We start from the raw sequence: 15288 nt of genomic DNA on the forward strand, positions 1-15288 counted from the left end.
ACCCTCTCCCCGTAAGAACGGGGTGAGGGAGCACACCATCTGTGTGGAACGAGGTGTAGCTCTCAAACCGTCGGCAACACCGAGAACTTCTCCCCTGCCCTGCGCAGGTTCAGCTCATCCGCACCGGCCGTCTCGCTGGTGACACTGTCGACGCGCGAGGATGGCGGACCATGGCGGCATAGCGCGACCATGTCGGCGACGTGGTTCGGCGCGCCCGCGAACAACGCTTCGACGCTGCCGTCGCGGCGGTTGCGGACCCAGCCTTCGAGGCCGCTCGCGGTGGCCTGGTATTCGACCCAGGCACGATAGCCGACGCCCTGCACGCGGCCGCGGATCATGACCTGGAGGATCGCCCGGCTCATTTCTTGAATCCGAGCACATCGGCGCCGCGCGCCTTCGTCTCGGCCTCGCGCATGACACGGCTGGTCAATTCCGCGGACGCCAATCCCTTGAGCGCTTTGGGCGGCGCGCCTTCGCGCAGCGCCTTCAGCGTATCGTGGACGGCCTGCGTCGCGGCCGCGATCGGCGCATGGCCCTGGAGCGCGATGCGCACGCGCTGGCCGGCGAGATAATCGGGCGCATTCAATTCTTCCGGCGCGCCGCCGAGCACGATCGGCAGATGCGTCGCGGCTGCGACTGCTTCAAGCTCGGCACGCGACTTGATGCCGGTGAAGAACAGCGCATCCACGCCGGTCGCCTCGTACGCCTGCGCGCGGCGGATCGTATCGTCGAGCGAGGTGATCGCGGCAGCTCCAGTGCGGCCCATGATGACGAGCGTGGGATCGCTGCGGCCGCTGAGCGCCGCCTTCATCTTGCCGACGCCCTCCTCCAGCGAGATCAATTGCGTCTTCGCTTCACCGAAGGCGGCCGGCAGCAGCGTGTCCTCGATGGTGAGACCGGCCGCACCCGCCGTCTCCAGCTCCTGCACGGTGCGGCGCACGTTGAGCGCATTGCCATAGCCGTGATCGGCATCGACCAGCACCGGCAGCGCGGACGCGCGCGACATCCGCCGCATCTGCTCGGCGAGCTCGGTGAGCGTGATCAGCGTGATATCGGGGTCGCCGAGCACGGCGAGCGAGGCCACCGAACCGCCGAACATGCCGAGCGGAAAGCCGAGATCCTCGGCGATGCGGATCGAGATGGCGTCGTAGACCGAGCCGGGATGGATGCAGCCCGGACCCGACAGGATCGATCGCAGTTTTTCGCGGCGGGAACGAAAGGCCATGGTCGCCTCACTCTCAATTCCTCATCCTGAGGAGCGCGCTCTTGCGCGCGTCTCGAAGGATGAAGGCCCGGCTGGTGGCCTCGCCCTTCGAGACGCCGCGCAAGCGCGGCTCCTCAGGGTGAGGGTCGACTGTTGTGCTCCGGAGTGCTTACGCAAACTCCAAAATCAGTGCGTCCACCGCGAGCGTCGCACCGGCGCTGGCGTGGATCTTCTTCACGGTGCCGTCCTGCTCGGCGCGGAGCACGTTCTGCATCTTCATGGCTTCGACCACCGCGAGCGTCTCGCCGGCCTTGACCTCCTGCCCTTCCGTCACCGCGATCGAGACGATGAGCCCGGGCATCGGGCAGAGCAGCTTCTTGCCGGTGTCGGAGGCCGTATTCACAGGCATCAGCCGCGCCGAGGCGGCCTCCGCCTCGGTCCAGACATAGACCGGCACCTCGACGCCCTGATGCGCGAGGCGGATGCCGTTGGCGATCGGCCGGGCCTGCACCGCGACGAAATGGCCGTCGATGGTGCCCTGCCAGACCGGATCGCCCGGCTTCCACGGCGACTGCAATAGATGCACGTGGCCGGCCTTGCCCTCGGCATCGACGAAGCGCACCGCGATCGCCTCGCCCTCGCGACCGACCTCGAGCGAAATCTCCTGGCGGTCGAGCCAGACCGCGCGGCGGCGCTCACGCTGCACGACGCGGCCACCAAGCTGACCGGAAATCTGACGCTTGCGTTCACCCAGCACGTGGTCGATGGCGGCGCCGACCGCGGCGATCCGCCGGGCGACCTCGCCTTCGGGCACGCGCACCGCAAAGCCCTTGGGGAATTCCTCGGCGATGAAGCCGGTCGAGAGCCGGCCCTCGCGCCAGCGTGGATGATGCATCAGCGCCGACAGGAACGGGATGTTGTGACGGATGCCGTCGACATAGAACGAGTCCAGCGCGGTCGCCTGCGCCTCGATCGCGGCCGCGCGCGACGGCGCGTGGGTGACGAGCTTGGCGATCATCGGATCGTAATGGATCGAGATCTCGCCGCCTTCCTGCACGCCGGTGTCGTTGCGGATGGTGATGCCGTCCTGGCTCGCTTCCGCCGGCGGATGATATTTCACGAGGCGCCCGATCGAGGGCAGGAAGTTGCGGAACGGGTCTTCGGCGTAGAGGCGGGATTCCACGGCCCACCCGGTCAGCGTGACGTCCTTCTGCGCAAGGCCGAGCTTCTCGCCTGCGGCGACGCGGATCATCTGCTCGACGAGGTCGATGCCGGTGACGAGCTCGGTGACGGGATGCTCGACCTGGAGGCGCGTGTTCATCTCCAGGAAGTAGAAGCTCTTGTCCTGGCCTGCGACGAACTCGACGGTGCCGGCGGAATCATAGTTCACGGCCTTGGCCAGCGCGACCGCCTGCTCGCCCATCTTGCGGCGGGTGGCCTCGTCGAGCAGCGGCGACGGCGCCTCCTCGATGACCTTCTGGTTGCGGCGCTGGATCGAGCATTCCCGCTCGCCGAGATAGATGACGTTGCCGTGCTTGTCGCCCAGTACCTGGATCTCGATGTGGCGGGGATCGACGATGAACTTCTCGACGAAGACGCGGTCGTCGCCGAACGAGGCCTTGGCCTCGGCCTTGGCGAGGTTGAAGCCTTCGGCGACCTCGCTCTTCGAATTCGCGATGCGCATGCCCTTGCCGCCGCCGCCGGCGGAGGCCTTGATCATCACGGGGTAGCCGATCTCGTCGGCGATGCGGACCGCGTGCTTGTCGTCCTCGATGACGCCGAGATGGCCCGGCACGGTCGAGACCTTGGCCTTCGCGGCGGCCTTCTTGGATTCGATCTTGTCGCCCATCGCGGCGATCGCGCCCGGGTTCGGGCCGATGAAGACGAGGCCGGCCGCCTCCAGCGCGCGCGGAAACGCCTCGCGCTCGGACAGGAAGCCGTAGCCGGGATGCACGGCCTGTGCGCCCGTCTTGCGGCAGGCCTCCACGATCTTCTCGATCACCAGATAGCTCTCGGCCGCAGCCGGCGGGCCGATCAGCACGGCCTCGTCGGCCATCTCGACATGGAGGGCATCGCGGTCGGCTTCGGAATAGACCGCGACCGTTTCAATTCCCATCCGGCGGGCAGTCTTGATGACCCGGCAGGCGATTTCGCCGCGATTGGCGATCAGGATGCGTTTGAACATGCTTTTCTTGAGTCTCGACCTTGGGCGGGACCCTTCCCCGACCGTTGGGGCCTCTGGGATGGGCCGTGTGACCCCCGTGGTACATTAAAATAGGCCGGAGGCAACGGTCTAAATCCGGCCCCTCTGGTGTACCAGCGCAAGACCGAAACGGGCTTGGGCAACGGGCTTGGCGCGCCCCGGGATGGGCCTACGGCTTCCCGGCCCTGGCCGCGTCCCGCAACAGGGCGTGAATGAAGTCGAGTTTGGCGACCACCGCCTGCGACAGGATGAACGGATAGAGGTCGCGCATGCCCATGGCGCGGTTGACGCTGTTCATGGCGAAGGTGAAGGGCAGCCATGCGTCGACCAGCGTCTGGACGCCACGTGCCTCGTAGGGGTTGAACCGGAGCCGCGTCGACAACTCTCCGTCACGATCGACCCGCGGCCGCACCTCCATACCGAACTCGGAGGCCATCTCCAGGGTGTCGACGATGTGGAGGTAGTGCGCCCAGGTTTCGGCGAAATCCTCCCAAGGATGCGTCGTGGCGTAGGTCGAGACATAGCTCTGCTGCCAGTCCGGCGGCGCGCCTTCGGCATAATGGCGCTGCAAGGCCTGGCCGTAATCGGCCGAATCGTCGCCGAAGACGGCGCGGCATGCGTCGAGCTTGCCACCCTCGCGGACCAGCACATCCCAGAAATAATGTCCGACCTCGTGGCGGAAATGCCCGAGCAGCGTCCGATAGGGCTCGCCCATCTCCAGCCTGCGCCGCTCGCGCTCGATGCCGTCGGTTTCGGTGAGCGCGATCGTGATGAGGCCGTTGTCATGGCCGGTCATGATCCTCTGTCCGCTGTTCGGATCGTCGGCGAGGAAGTTGAAGATCAGGCCGCGCTCGGGATTGTCCTGCCGGTTCTGGAGCGGCAGCTTCCAGCGGATCAGGGAATAGAACAGCCGGTGTTTCGCCACCTCCAGCTCGCGCCAGCCGGCGAGCTGAGCCGGATCGGAGAGATCAGGCACCATGCCGTTGTGGCGGCAGGCGCGACAATATCCGTTGGTATCGCCCGGATCCGTGAGCCAGTTGCAGGCATCGTACTCGGCATTTCGGCACAGCATCCGTCCCCCGCCCCTGTCGGCCAACGTCGTCCAGGACACCGCCTGAGCCTCGCCGTCCGGCTCGAGCGCCGACATCGTCTCCTTCTCCGGGAGGAAGGCGACGCGGTGACCGCAACGTCCGCAGGCGCGGTTCTCGAAATAGAGGACGTTGCCGCAGGACTGGCAGACAAAGAGCTTCAAGATTTAGCCTCTTCGAAAACGGAGTTTTATGAATGAGCGTTATGGCGCCTCGCAAAGACGCGTCCGCAGACGCATCGTTCCAATCTTCGGAACAAATAGCCAGCCCCGCCGTTAGCTGACCGGACTTTTCCGCGTTCAGGCTGGCCGCGGGCCTTTCCGACAATCTATCCCCTTTGAGCAATGGCTATCACGCTTTGTCTGTGTGAATATTGGTCCGGCACGTGCGCACACGCATCACAACGGCCGACGCCTTGAACGATCCTTTGCCAGAGACAATCGCCGCCGAAAGGCTGCGCCAGCACCTCGAAGATGTCGCGCGCGAGCGCGACAATGCCTATCGCGCGCTCCAGGAGCGCGAGGCCGAGCTCGCGCGCATCCAGCGCATCGGCAAGGTCGGCGGCCTCGAGGTCGACTTCCGCGAGGGCTTCAAGAACCGCCGCTCGCCGGAATATCTGATGATCCACGGCCTGCCCCCCGAGGCCGCCGACGAATCGCACGAGGACTGGGTCAACCGCATCCATCCCGATGACCGCGACGCCGCGGTGAAACACTTCTTCGATGTGCTGGCTGAGACCAGCGAGGATTATACCGCCGAATACCGCATCATCCGTCCGAGCGACGGCGAGACCCGCTGGATCCGCGTCGTCGCCAAGATCGAGCGTGACAGCAACGGGCGCGCCATCCGTCTCGTCGGTGCCCATATCGACATCACCGACCAGATGCTCGCTCGTGAGACGCTGCGCGAAAGCGAGGAGCGGTTTCGGCTGATCGCCGACAGCGCGCCGGTGCCGATCTGGGTCACAAAACTCGACCGCAAGCGCTCCTTCGCCAACCAGGCCTATGTCGACTTCGTCGGCCTGCCCTACGAGGAGGCCATCGATTTCGACTGGCGCAAGGTGCTGCATCCGGACGACCTGCCGCATGTGCTCCAGCAATCCGTCCAGGGTGAAGCGTCGCTAAAACCCTTCGTGCTGGAAGCGCGTTACAAGAACGCCAGCGGCGAATGGCGCTGGCTGCGCTCCGAATCCCAGCCGCGCTGGGATCCGACCGGCAAGCATATCGGCTTCATCGGCGTCGCCCACGATATCACCGCCGCCAAACAGGCCGAAATCGAGCTGCGGCGGCTCAACGAGACGCTGGAAGAGCGCATCGTCGAGCGTACCGCCGAGCTCGAATCCAACGAGGCCCGCCTGCGCGCGATCCTGGAGACCAGCAACCAGTATCAGGGGCTGGTCAACCTCGAGGGCGAATTGCTCTACGCCAACAAGACCGCGCTCGCCGGCATCCGCACCGAGGCGCGGGACGTCATCGGCCAGCCGTTCTGGGACACGCCGTGGTTCACGGAGACCCCGGGCATGAGCGACGTCGCGCGCGAGGCCTTCGAGACCGTGCTGAAGGGCGAAGCGGTGCGGATGGAGATGCGGCTGCGCCTGCCGATCGGCGAGCGCGATTTCGAGTTCGGCATGCGCCCCGTGCTCGACCGCCATGGCAACATCACGGGCGCGGTGCCGGAACTGGTCGACATCACCGAGCGCCGCCGCGGCGAAGAAGCGCTGCGGCAGTCGCAGAAGATGGAGGCGATCGGCCAGCTCACCGGCGGCGTCGCCCACGACTTCAACAACCTCCTGACCATCATCCGCTCGGCGACCGACTTCCTGCGCCGGCGCGAGCTGCCGGAGGAGCGGCGCCGCCGCTATGTCGACGCCATCTCCGACACCGTCGAGCGCGCCTCGAAGCTGACCGCGCAGCTTCTGGCCTTCGCGCGACGGCAGCCGCTGAAGCCGCAGATCTTCAATGTCGGCAGCCAGGTCGAGGGCGTGGCGCAACTGGTCCGCCCGCTGGTCGGCGGCCGCATCGAGATCAGCGTCGAGGTTCATGACACGGATTGCTTCACCGTCGCCGACGTCGCACAGTTCGAGGCCGCTTTGATCAACCTCGCCATCAACGCCCGCGACGCCATGGACGACGAAGGCCGCCTCACCATCGCGGTGCGCAAGGTGCAGGGCATCCCGAGCCTGCGCGCGCAATCGGCGCGTGGCGGCGACTATGTCGCGATCTCGGTCGCGGATACCGGCAGCGGCATCGCGCCGGAAAACATCGACGCCATCTTCGAGCCGTTCTTCACGACCAAGGAGGTCGGCAAGGGCACCGGCCTCGGCCTCAGCCAGGCGTTCGGCTTCGCCAAGCAGTCCGAAGGCGACATCGCGGTGATGAGCACGCCTGGCAAAGGCGCGACCTTCACGATCTACCTTCCGCAGGCGCAGAGCCCGGCCGCCGACGACGAAGCCGCAGCGCGGACCAGCGAGGCCGCGACCACCGGGCGCGGCTACCGCGTGCTCGTGGTCGAGGACAATGACGACGTCGGCCAGTTCTCGACCGAGCTGCTGGAGGATCTCGGCTATGTCGTCCGCCGTGTTGCCAACGCCAGTGCGGCGCTCGCGATCCTCGGCGAGAACGAATTCGCCGTCGACCTCGTCTTCTCCGACGTCATCATGCCCGGCATGAACGGAGTCGAGCTCGCCGGCATCATCCGCGAGCGCTATCCGGGCCTGCCCGTCGTGCTCACCAGCGGCTACAGCAACGTGCTCGCCGAAAACGCCCATCGCGGCTTCGAACTGATCCAGAAACCATATTCGGTGGAATCGCTGTCGCGCATCCTGCGCAAGGCGATCACCGAAAAGCTGTCGGTGGCGCGGTGAGTGTTATGGTTGCACGAAGCTCCCACAGACTCCGTCATTGCGAGCGCAGCGAAGCAATCCAGGCTGCCTCCGCGGAAAGACTCTGGATTGCTACGCTGCGCTCGCAATGACGGCGCTGGCGCCCCGTCCCAAAGCAACGGAACTTGACGACATGAAACCCGCCCTCCTCTCCGCCTGGCAGACCTGGGCGCTGCTGTCCGCTTGCTTCGCCGCACTGACCGCGATCTTCGCCAAGGTCGGCGTCGAGAACATCAATCCGGATCTGGCGACCTTCATCCGCACCATCGTGGTGCTGCTCGCCTTTTCGGTGCTGCTGTTCTTCACCGGGCAATTCGCCGTGCCCTCGGCGATCTCGTCCAGGACCTGGCTGTTCCTGGTGCTGTCGGGGCTCGCGACCGGCGCATCCTGGCTGTGCTATTTTCGCGCGCTGAAGCTTGGCCCCGCCACGCTGGTGGCGCCGATCGACAAGCTCAGCGTCGTTCTGGTTGCTCTCTTCGCGTTCGCCTTCCTCGGCGAGCGTCCGACAGCGCAGGGCTGGACCGGCATCGCCATGATCGGCGCCGGCGCGGTGCTGCTCGCGGTGAAGTTTTGAGGCGGAACAAAAGTGCCGTGACATCCGTTCCTGCCGGGGCGCTCTCGCCTCGATCGAGAGACCGATGTCGAGCCAAGACCCCGATCGGGCAAGGCGCGCCGGCCGTGCGCTGGATGCGGCCAACTTCTTTCTCGCCGACGTCCGCGACGGGCTTGGGCCCTATCTTGCCGTCTATCTCCTCACCGAGCAGCACTGGGACGAGGCGCGCATCGGCCTCGTGATGTCGATTGCCACAGTCGCGGGTATCGTGGCGCAGACACCGGCCGGCGCGCTGGTCGATGCGACCCGGGCGAAGCGGCTGGTGATGGTCGTCGCCGCAATCATAGTGACACTCGCTTCGCTGCTGCTGCCGTTGTTTCCGGGCTTCGGGCCGGTTGCGATCTCGCAAGGCATCGCCCAGGCCGCCACCGTGGTTTTCCCGCCGGCGATCGCGGCTGTCTCGCTCGGCATCTTCGGCCATGCCGCCTTCACCCGACGGATCGGCCGCAACGAGACTTTCAACCATGCCGGCAATGCGGTCGCAGCCGGCCTTGCCGGACTCTTCGCCTGGCGATTCGGACCGACTGTCGTCTTCTACCTTCTCGGCGCCATGGCGGTTGCGAGCCTCGTCAGCATCATCGCGATCCCCGAACGCGCCATCGACCACGACCTTGCCCGCGGACTGCACGACGCTGCCGGCGACAAGCGGCGGGAAACACCCTCGGGCCTCGCCGTACTCTTGACCTGTCGCCCCCTGCTCGTCTTCGCGATCTGCGTCCTGCTCTTCCATCTCTCCAACGCGGCAATGCTGCCGCTGGTCGGCCAGAAGCTCGCGCTCCAGGACAAGAGCATGGGCACCAGCCTGATGTCGGCCTGCATCGTCGCAGCCCAAGTGGTGATGGTGCCGTTCGCGATGCTGGTCGGCGCCAGGGCCGACCGCTGGGGCCACAAGCGATTCTTCCTCGCCGCACTCCTGATACTGCCCATCCGGGGAGCGCTCTACACGCTCTCCGACAATCCGTTCTGGCTGGTCGGCGTGCAGCTTCTCGACGGCGTCGGCGCCGGCATCTTCGGGGCGATCTTCCCCGTCATTGTCGCCGACCTCATGCGCAACACCGGACGTTTCAACGTCGCGCAGGGCGCGGTCATCACCGCCCAGAGCATCGGCGCGGCGCTGTCGACGACGCTTGCGGGCCTCGTCGTGGTCGGTGCGGGCTACAGCGCGGCGTTCGTCACGCTCGGCGCGGTCGCTGCGATCGGCGCGATCGTCTGCCTTGTCGCCTTGCCCGAGACGCGGCATGGAACCTTGCCGCCGCAGGGGAAGACAGCGCCGCCGACATCAGCTATCGCAGCCGAATGAGCCGACCAAACCTCAAGGACTGAACGTGCCGTCTGACGCCATCTGGGCCTGGAGCATCATCGTCGCCGCGACCGCCGGCGTCATCATCCGTCCCTTCCGCCTCCCCGAAGCGATCTGGGCCGTGATCGGCGCTGGCGCCCTCGTGCTGCTCGGTTTGCTGCCGTGGCAGGATGCGCTTCTCGGCATCGAGAAGGGCGTCGATGTCTATCTCTTCCTGATCGGCATGATGCTGATCGCCGAATTGGCGCGGCTCGAGGGCCTGTTCGACTATCTCGCCGCGCTCGCGGTGGAATATGCAGACGGATCGCCGCAGCGGCTGTTTTTGCTGATCTATCTCGTCGGCACCCTTGTCACCGTGCTGCTCTCCAACGATGCCACCGCGATCGTGCTGACACCCGCCGTCTATGCCGCGACGCGCGCGGCCGGCGCCAAGCCGCTGCCCTATCTGTTCGTCTGCGCCTTCATCGCGAATGCCGCAAGCTTCGTGCTACCGATCTCCAACCCGGCCAACCTCGTCGTGTTCGGCGCGCGCATGCCGCATTTGACCGAATGGCTGCGCCTGTTCGCCCTGCCCTCGGCAGCCTCGATCCTGCTCACCTATGTCGTGCTGCGCCTGACCCAGCACCGCGCGCTGAAGGAAGAGACCATCGCGCGCAGCGTGCCGCATTCGAAGCTCAGCCGCGGCGGCAAGCTCACAGCCGTGGGCATCATCGCGATCGGAATCGTGCTGGTCACGGCCTCCGCGCTCGACAGGCAACTCGGCTTGCCGACCTTCATCTGCGGCGTGGCGACGTCCGCGATCGTGCTGCTAATCAGCCAGCAGTCACCTTTGCCTGTGCTGCGCGGCGTGTCCTGGAGCGTGCTGCCGCTGGTCGGCGGGCTCTTCGTCCTGGTGGAAGCGCTGGTGAAGACCGGCGTGATCGGGCAGCTCAGCGCGCTGCTGCACCAAGCGGTCGCGCAATCGATCCCGAAAGCTGCCTGGAGCGTCGGCATCGCGACCGCATTCGCCACCAATGTCGCCAACAATCTTCCGGTCGGCCTCGTCGCCGGCTCGGTCGCCGCCAGCGATCATTTGCCCGCGCCCGTCGTCAGCGCCATCCTGATCGGCGTCGACCTCGGCCCCAATCTGTCGGTAACGGGGTCGCTCGCCACCATCCTCTGGCTGGTCGCGCTGCGGCGGGAGAAGATCGAGGTTGGCGCCTGGCCGTTCCTCAAGCTGGGTCTGCTGGTGACGCCGCCCGCTTTGGTCGCCGCGCTGGCTGCCGCGATCAGGTAGTCGCGGCCGAATCCGCCGACCAATCAAGTGCAATTGTTTGCGGTGCATCAATGACGGCGGGGCAACCACAGCTAGAGTTCACTTGTCGCGCAAGACATGCCGCGGCAAGGAAGGTTCATCATGCAGATTCAATCAAAGGCGCTGCCGCAGAGCTTTTCCCTGCGCCGCGAAATCCGGAGCTTCATCGCGCCCGCTGAGGGCCGCGGGGAGACATCCCATCCCCTGCTCGTCTTCTCCGTCGTGGCGCTGCTGGCCCTGTTCGCCATCGTGGAAATCGACCTGCACGCCGCCCAGCTTCAGGCGATCGGCCTGCTCAGCCATGGGACCGGGATCGATCCCGTCTTCCTGAGCCCGTAGCTGGAAAAGCCCGATCGCGGCCATAACGGCCGCGACCGGGCAGCGCATCCTCAGTCGTTCTCGTAGCCGTACACTTCCGGCAGGATGAAGATGGCGGCGAGCAATCCGATCAGCGGGAAGATCGCGACCATCAGCGTGGCATTCGCCTGCCCGATCGCAGCGAATACCGTCGGGAACAGGAAGATCGCCAGGAACGACGGCAGCTTCACGAACATGTAGGCGAAGCCGCTGGCGGTGCCGCGGTACTTCGGCTTGGCGACCATGGTCGGGATCGTCATGCAGTTCGACGCGTCCCAGTAATGGCCCCACAACATGGCAGCCGCTGCGAACGGCAGCAGGATCTTGTTGTCGGTGTAAAGCGCGAAGGCCGCGACCAGCAACGAGGCCATCACGATCGAGAAGCCGGCGATCGCGATGCCGCGGTGGCCAATCTTCGGCGTCAACAGCGGCCCGACCCACCCGGACAGAGCGGCGAAGGAGAACAGCGCCATCGTCACCAGATTGATGCCGAGCACGCTCGACACACCGACCATCACGAACAGCACGGGCAGGTAGAACGCAAAGGTCGAGAACTCGCTCGCCTGGGTGAAACAAGCGATCCAGCCGTAGACCGTGGCGCGCCAGCGGATCGGATCCTTCTTGAGGTCGGCGAGGAACGCACGCGTGCTGGTCTTCGGAACCACCACATCCTGATCCGGCAGCATGTCGAGATTGTCGTTGAACATCTCGCGCGCGACCTGCTTGGCCTCGCGGTAGCGTCCCTTCTGCACCAGCCACACCGCCGTCTCCGGCACGTCATGACGCATGATCAGGATGATCAGCGCCGGCACCGCGCCGAGGCCGAGCGTCACGCGCCACAGCATCTCGTGCTGCATGTCGATCAGCAGGAAGATCACGATGACGCCGATGGTGAGCACTTCACCGACTGCGAACATGAACTGCCAGCGGTTGCCCATGACCTCGCGCTCACCCTTGGCCATGGATTCCATGATGTAGGTGTAGCCGGTCGAAATATCGGAGCCGAGCGGAATGCCGAGCAGGAAGCGGATCACGACGAGCCAACCGACGGTCGGCACGAAAGCCTGCGCCAGCGCCAGCACGATGAACAGCACCATCGTCACCAGGAACATGACGCGGCGGCCGATCTTGTCGGAGAGCCAGCCGCCGAGCAGCGCGCCGATCAACGCGCCGCCCTGCGTACCGGCGGCGGCAAGACCCAGCATCAGCGGATCGGGATTGTACTGCTCCTTGATGAAGATCAGCACGAAGGCGATCGAATAGAGATCCCAGGCCTCGACGAGGATCGAGGCCATCATCAGCCAGCCGACCTTGTTACCCTTGGGACTGTAGTTCGTGATCAGGTAGCGGACCGCGGCTTCGCTCGCGGTCGGTTGTGGCATCGCCATCGTCGACATTCTTCTTCCTTTCTCCAGAACTCTTTACGCGCCGAGCAGCGGCTCGATGCTGCAGTCGAGCAGGCGCGGGTCGATCCCCGCCTCCATGCCCGTGAACATCTCGCCCATGTAGTCGATCAGCGCATCGCTCGCCTTCACGGCGTCATCGACGCGGCGGCTGGCGACGGCTGCGAGAATGGCGAGATGATGGTCGATCGTGCCGGAAAGATCGGCCTGGCCCGGCATGAAGCGGTGGTGGATGTAGCCGATGCGGCGGTACAGCGTGTGCAGCGGCCGCAGCGTGTGCACCAGGAACGGCTCGCCGGCCGCCTCCAGCACCAGCGCATCGATGCGGCGGTCGATGTGATTGAATTCGTCGAGGGTCAGGGTGGCGCGGCGCTCGCGCAGCAGGCGCTCGATGTGCAGCGCCTGATTACGGTGCGACAGGCTGGCGCGATCGGCCGCGAGCCGGACGACAAAGCGCTCCATGTCACGGCGCAAGGCCAGCAGCATCCGCTCGCGCGCAAGATCGATCGGCGCGATGTGCAGGCCGTGGCGCGGACGGATGATGATGAGCGTGTCGGCGGACAGACGATTGACGGCGTGATGCACCGGTGTGCGACCGAAGCCGGTGATGTGCTGCAATTCCAGCATCGTCATGAATTGTCCGGGCTTGAGCTCGCAGTGGACGAGGAGCTCTTCGATCCTCTGGTAAGCCAGCTCGAAGAAGTTGAGCCGGTTGCGCCGGGAGGGCTTGCCCTCGCCGTCGTCCTCGTTTCTCACCACCTCGAGCGCGCGCTTGCGCCGTGCCATGTCGTCCTCCTGTCAGCCGCGCTCTCATTGCTGGGTGGCGCCTATTTGTGGCACCCTTAAAACATGTTGTGATATATTACAAGCAGGCGTAAGACTTCGGCGCGACTTGCGGCATGCTGCAGTGCGAAATGAGACTTCAGGCGCGAGGCGCCTGTGATGGGAGGATTGTTGCCGTGAAGATCACGTCGATCGAGACGCTGCGCACCGAGGAATTTTCCAACGTCATCTGGGTGCGCGTCCACACCGACACGGGCATGATCGGTCTCGGCGAAACCTTCTATGGCGCGGGCGCGGTCGAAGCGCAGATCCACGATACGTTCGCCGGCCGACTGCTCGGCCGCAATCCCCTGCACATCGAAGCGATCCACCGCGACATGCTGAACCTGCCGATGGCGCAATCCTCGACCGGTGTCGAGTATCGCGCCGCTTCAGCGATCGACATCGCGCTGTGGGACCTGTTCGGCAAGGTCTGCAATCAGCCGGTACACCAGATGCTCGGCGGCCTCTGCCGCGACAAGCAGCGCATCTACAACACCTGCGCCGGCACGCAATATGTCCGCTCCACCAATATCAGCCCGGTCGCGAACTGGAATCTCGGTGCCTCCAAGGGTCCCTATGAGGACCTCGACGGCTTCATGCACCACGCCGACGCGCTCGCCGAAAGCCTTCTGGAGAGCGGCATCTCCGCAATGAAGATCTGGCCGTTCGATCCGGCGGCCCAGGAGAACAAGGGGCTCTACATCACCGCTGCGCAGATGAAACGGGCGATCGAGCCGTTCGAGAAGATCCGCAAGGCCGTCGGCGACAAGATGGAGATCATGGTCGAGCTCCATTCGCTGTGGAACCTGCCGACCGCCAAGCAGATCGCGCGCGCGCTCGAGCCCTACAAGCCGACCTGGTACGAAGACCCGATCCGCATGAACTCGCCGCAGGCGCTCGCCGAATATGCGCGCTCGACCGACGTCTGGGTCTGCGCCAGCGAGACGCTGGGCTCGCGCTTCCCCTACAAGGACATGCTCGACCGCGACGCCATGCATGTGGTGATGGCGGATCTGTGCTGGACCGGCGGCCTCACCGAGGGCCGCAAGATCGCCGCGATGGCCGAAACCTATCACCGGCCTTTTGCTCCTCATGATTGCATCGGCCCGATCGGCTTCATCGCCGCCATCCACATGTCGTTCAGCCAGCCCAACACGCTGATCCAGGAATCGGTGCGCGCCTTCTACAAGGGCTGGTACAACGAGCTCGTCACCACGATGCCTGTTATCAAGGACGGCTATGTCTTCCCGATGGAAGGCCCCGGCCTTGGCGTCGACCTGCTGCCTGCGGTATTCGACCGCAGCGATCTCACCGTGCGCCGCTCCAACGTCTGAGGATTTCTTGAGATGAGCACCGCCCTTTTCGACCTTTCCGGCCGCACCGCACTCGTGACCGGCTCCTCCCGCGGCCTCGGCCGCGCCATCGCCGAGGGCATGGCCAAGGCCGGCGCCAAGATCATTATCAACGGCGTCGATCCCAAGCGCGTCGAGCAGGCCGTCGCCGAATTTCGTACCGCCGGCCACCAGGCGGAAGGTGCTGCGTTCAACGTCACCGACGAGCCGGCGATCGTCGCGGCGTTCAATGACTTCGACAAGAAGGGCATTGAGGTCGACATTCTCGTCAACAATGCCGGCATCCAGCACCGCAAGCCGCTGGTCGAGTTCACCACCGACGAATGGCGCAAAGTGATCGAGACTGACCTGACCAGCGCCTTCGTGATCGGCCGCGAGGCCGGCAAGCGCATGATCCCGCGCAAGCGCGGCAAGATCATCAATATCGGCTCGCTCGGCAGCGAGCTCGCACGTCCCACCATCGCGCCCTACACGGCAGCGAAGGGCGGCATCAAGAACCTGACCCGCTCGATGGCGGTGGAATGGGCCCAGCACGGCATCCAGGCCAATGCGATCGGCCCCGGCTACATGCTGACCGACATGAACGAGGCGCTGGTCAACAACACCGATTTCAACAACTGGCTGATGGGCCGCATCCCCTCCAAGCGCTGGGGCAGACCGGACGAGCTGGTCGGCGCGGCGATCTTCCTGGCGTCGGACGCCTCCACTTACGTCAACGGCCAGATCATCTATGTCGACGGCGGCATGATCGCCGCGATGTGATCGCGA

13 protein-coding genes are annotated in these 15288 nt (G+C 65.4%); 7 read left to right on the forward strand and 6 right to left on the reverse strand.

Annotation, left to right across the window (positions count from 1 at the left end; all coding sequences use genetic code 11):
• Positions 1 to 62: 62 nt before the first annotated feature.
• The 4 genes from AAFG50_RS25320 to AAFG50_RS25335 form a co-directional block, all read right to left on the reverse strand.
• The gene (locus AAFG50_RS25320; RefSeq protein ID WP_011088021.1) at positions 63 to 362 is read right to left on the reverse strand and encodes an acylphosphatase; all 300 of its coding nucleotides are present in this window, start codon (positions 360 to 362) and stop codon (positions 63 to 65) included.
• A complete protein-coding gene (locus AAFG50_RS25325) occupies positions 359 to 1225 on the reverse strand; it encodes an isocitrate lyase/PEP mutase family protein (RefSeq protein WP_011088022.1) in 867 nt (288 codons plus the stop codon). The genes AAFG50_RS25320 and AAFG50_RS25325 overlap by 4 nt, the downstream gene beginning before the upstream one ends.
• Before the next feature lie 148 nt (positions 1226 to 1373).
• Positions 1374 to 3389: an acetyl/propionyl/methylcrotonyl-CoA carboxylase subunit alpha gene (locus AAFG50_RS25330; protein ID WP_028171468.1), complete on the reverse strand. Its 2016-nt coding sequence runs from the start codon at positions 3387 to 3389 to the stop codon at positions 1374 to 1376.
• A 187-nt stretch (positions 3390 to 3576) separates the two neighbouring features.
• Entirely contained in the window at positions 3577 to 4659 is a 1083-nt protein-coding gene (locus AAFG50_RS25335; protein WP_028171467.1) for a putative zinc-binding peptidase, read from the reverse strand.
• A gap of 221 nt (positions 4660 to 4880) precedes the next feature.
• Between AAFG50_RS25335 and AAFG50_RS25340 the strand changes: the two genes are divergently transcribed.
• The 5 genes from AAFG50_RS25340 to AAFG50_RS25360 all read left to right on the forward strand — a co-directional run bounded on the left by AAFG50_RS25340 (position 4881) and on the right by AAFG50_RS25360 (position 10922).
• Positions 4881 to 7358, forward strand: coding sequence for a PAS domain S-box protein (locus AAFG50_RS25340; protein WP_028171466.1), 2478 nt, complete (start codon positions 4881 to 4883; stop codon positions 7356 to 7358).
• Positions 7359 to 7509: 151 nt separating this feature from the next.
• On the forward strand, positions 7510 to 7950 hold the full coding sequence (locus tag AAFG50_RS25345; RefSeq protein WP_011088026.1) for an EamA family transporter: 441 nt from the start codon (positions 7510 to 7512) through the stop codon (positions 7948 to 7950).
• 64 nt (positions 7951 to 8014) lie between these two features.
• Positions 8015 to 9289, forward strand: coding sequence for an MFS transporter (locus AAFG50_RS25350; RefSeq protein WP_028171465.1), 1275 nt, complete (start codon positions 8015 to 8017; stop codon positions 9287 to 9289).
• A 25-nt stretch (positions 9290 to 9314) separates the two neighbouring features.
• The gene (locus AAFG50_RS25355; protein WP_028171464.1) at positions 9315 to 10565 is read left to right on the forward strand and encodes an arsenic transporter; all 1251 of its coding nucleotides are present in this window, start codon (positions 9315 to 9317) and stop codon (positions 10563 to 10565) included.
• 120 nt (positions 10566 to 10685) lie between these two features.
• Complete coding sequence (locus tag AAFG50_RS25360) at positions 10686 to 10922, forward strand: hypothetical protein (RefSeq protein ID WP_028171463.1); 237 nt, start codon at positions 10686 to 10688, stop codon at positions 10920 to 10922.
• Between the two features lie 50 nt (positions 10923 to 10972).
• On the opposite strand, the gene AAFG50_RS25365 is transcribed toward AAFG50_RS25360, so the two are convergent.
• Entirely contained in the window at positions 10973 to 12337 is a 1365-nt protein-coding gene (locus AAFG50_RS25365) for an MFS transporter (protein WP_011088030.1), read from the reverse strand.
• Between the two features lie 24 nt (positions 12338 to 12361).
• Complete coding sequence (locus tag AAFG50_RS25370) at positions 12362 to 13129, reverse strand: GntR family transcriptional regulator (RefSeq protein WP_011088031.1); 768 nt, start codon at positions 13127 to 13129, stop codon at positions 12362 to 12364.
• 173 nt (positions 13130 to 13302) lie between these two features.
• Here AAFG50_RS25370 and AAFG50_RS25375 point away from each other — a divergent pair, with 173 nt between their 5' ends.
• Together AAFG50_RS25375 and AAFG50_RS25380 are read left to right on the forward strand one after the other, a co-directional pair.
• A complete protein-coding gene (locus tag AAFG50_RS25375; RefSeq protein WP_038967093.1) occupies positions 13303 to 14502 on the forward strand; it encodes a mandelate racemase/muconate lactonizing enzyme family protein in 1200 nt (399 codons plus the stop codon).
• A 12-nt stretch (positions 14503 to 14514) separates the two neighbouring features.
• On the forward strand, positions 14515 to 15282 hold the full coding sequence (locus AAFG50_RS25380) for an SDR family oxidoreductase (RefSeq protein ID WP_028171461.1): 768 nt from the start codon (positions 14515 to 14517) through the stop codon (positions 15280 to 15282).
• Positions 15283 to 15288: the final 6 nt, after the last annotated feature.

It is taken from the genome of Bradyrhizobium sp. B039, from assembly GCF_038965675.1.
GTDB classification, from domain to species: Bacteria; Pseudomonadota; Alphaproteobacteria; order Rhizobiales; family Xanthobacteraceae; genus Bradyrhizobium; species Bradyrhizobium diazoefficiens.

What these genes read in the sequence shown, in the direction of transcription:
- AAFG50_RS25320 (WP_011088021.1), bottom strand. Translation starts at nt 362, where the DNA reads ATGAGCCGGGCGATCCTCCAGGTCATGATCCGCGGCCGCGTGCAGGGC.
- AAFG50_RS25325 (WP_011088022.1), bottom strand. Translation starts at nt 1,225, where the DNA reads ATGGCCTTTCGTTCCCGCCGCGAAAAACTGCGATCGATCCTGTCGGGT.
- AAFG50_RS25330 (WP_028171468.1), bottom strand. Translation starts at nt 3,389, where the DNA reads ATGTTCAAACGCATCCTGATCGCCAATCGCGGCGAAATCGCCTGCCGG.
- AAFG50_RS25345 (WP_011088026.1), top strand. Translation starts at nt 7,510, where the DNA reads ATGAAACCCGCCCTCCTCTCCGCCTGGCAGACCTGGGCGCTGCTGTCC.
- AAFG50_RS25350 (WP_028171465.1), top strand. Translation starts at nt 8,015, where the DNA reads ATGTCGAGCCAAGACCCCGATCGGGCAAGGCGCGCCGGCCGTGCGCTG.
- AAFG50_RS25360 (WP_028171463.1), top strand. Translation starts at nt 10,686, where the DNA reads ATGCAGATTCAATCAAAGGCGCTGCCGCAGAGCTTTTCCCTGCGCCGC.
- AAFG50_RS25365 (WP_011088030.1), bottom strand. Translation starts at nt 12,337, where the DNA reads ATGTCGACGATGGCGATGCCACAACCGACCGCGAGCGAAGCCGCGGTC.
- AAFG50_RS25370 (WP_011088031.1), bottom strand. Translation starts at nt 13,129, where the DNA reads ATGGCACGGCGCAAGCGCGCGCTCGAGGTGGTGAGAAACGAGGACGAC.
- AAFG50_RS25380 (WP_028171461.1), top strand. Translation starts at nt 14,515, where the DNA reads ATGAGCACCGCCCTTTTCGACCTTTCCGGCCGCACCGCACTCGTGACC.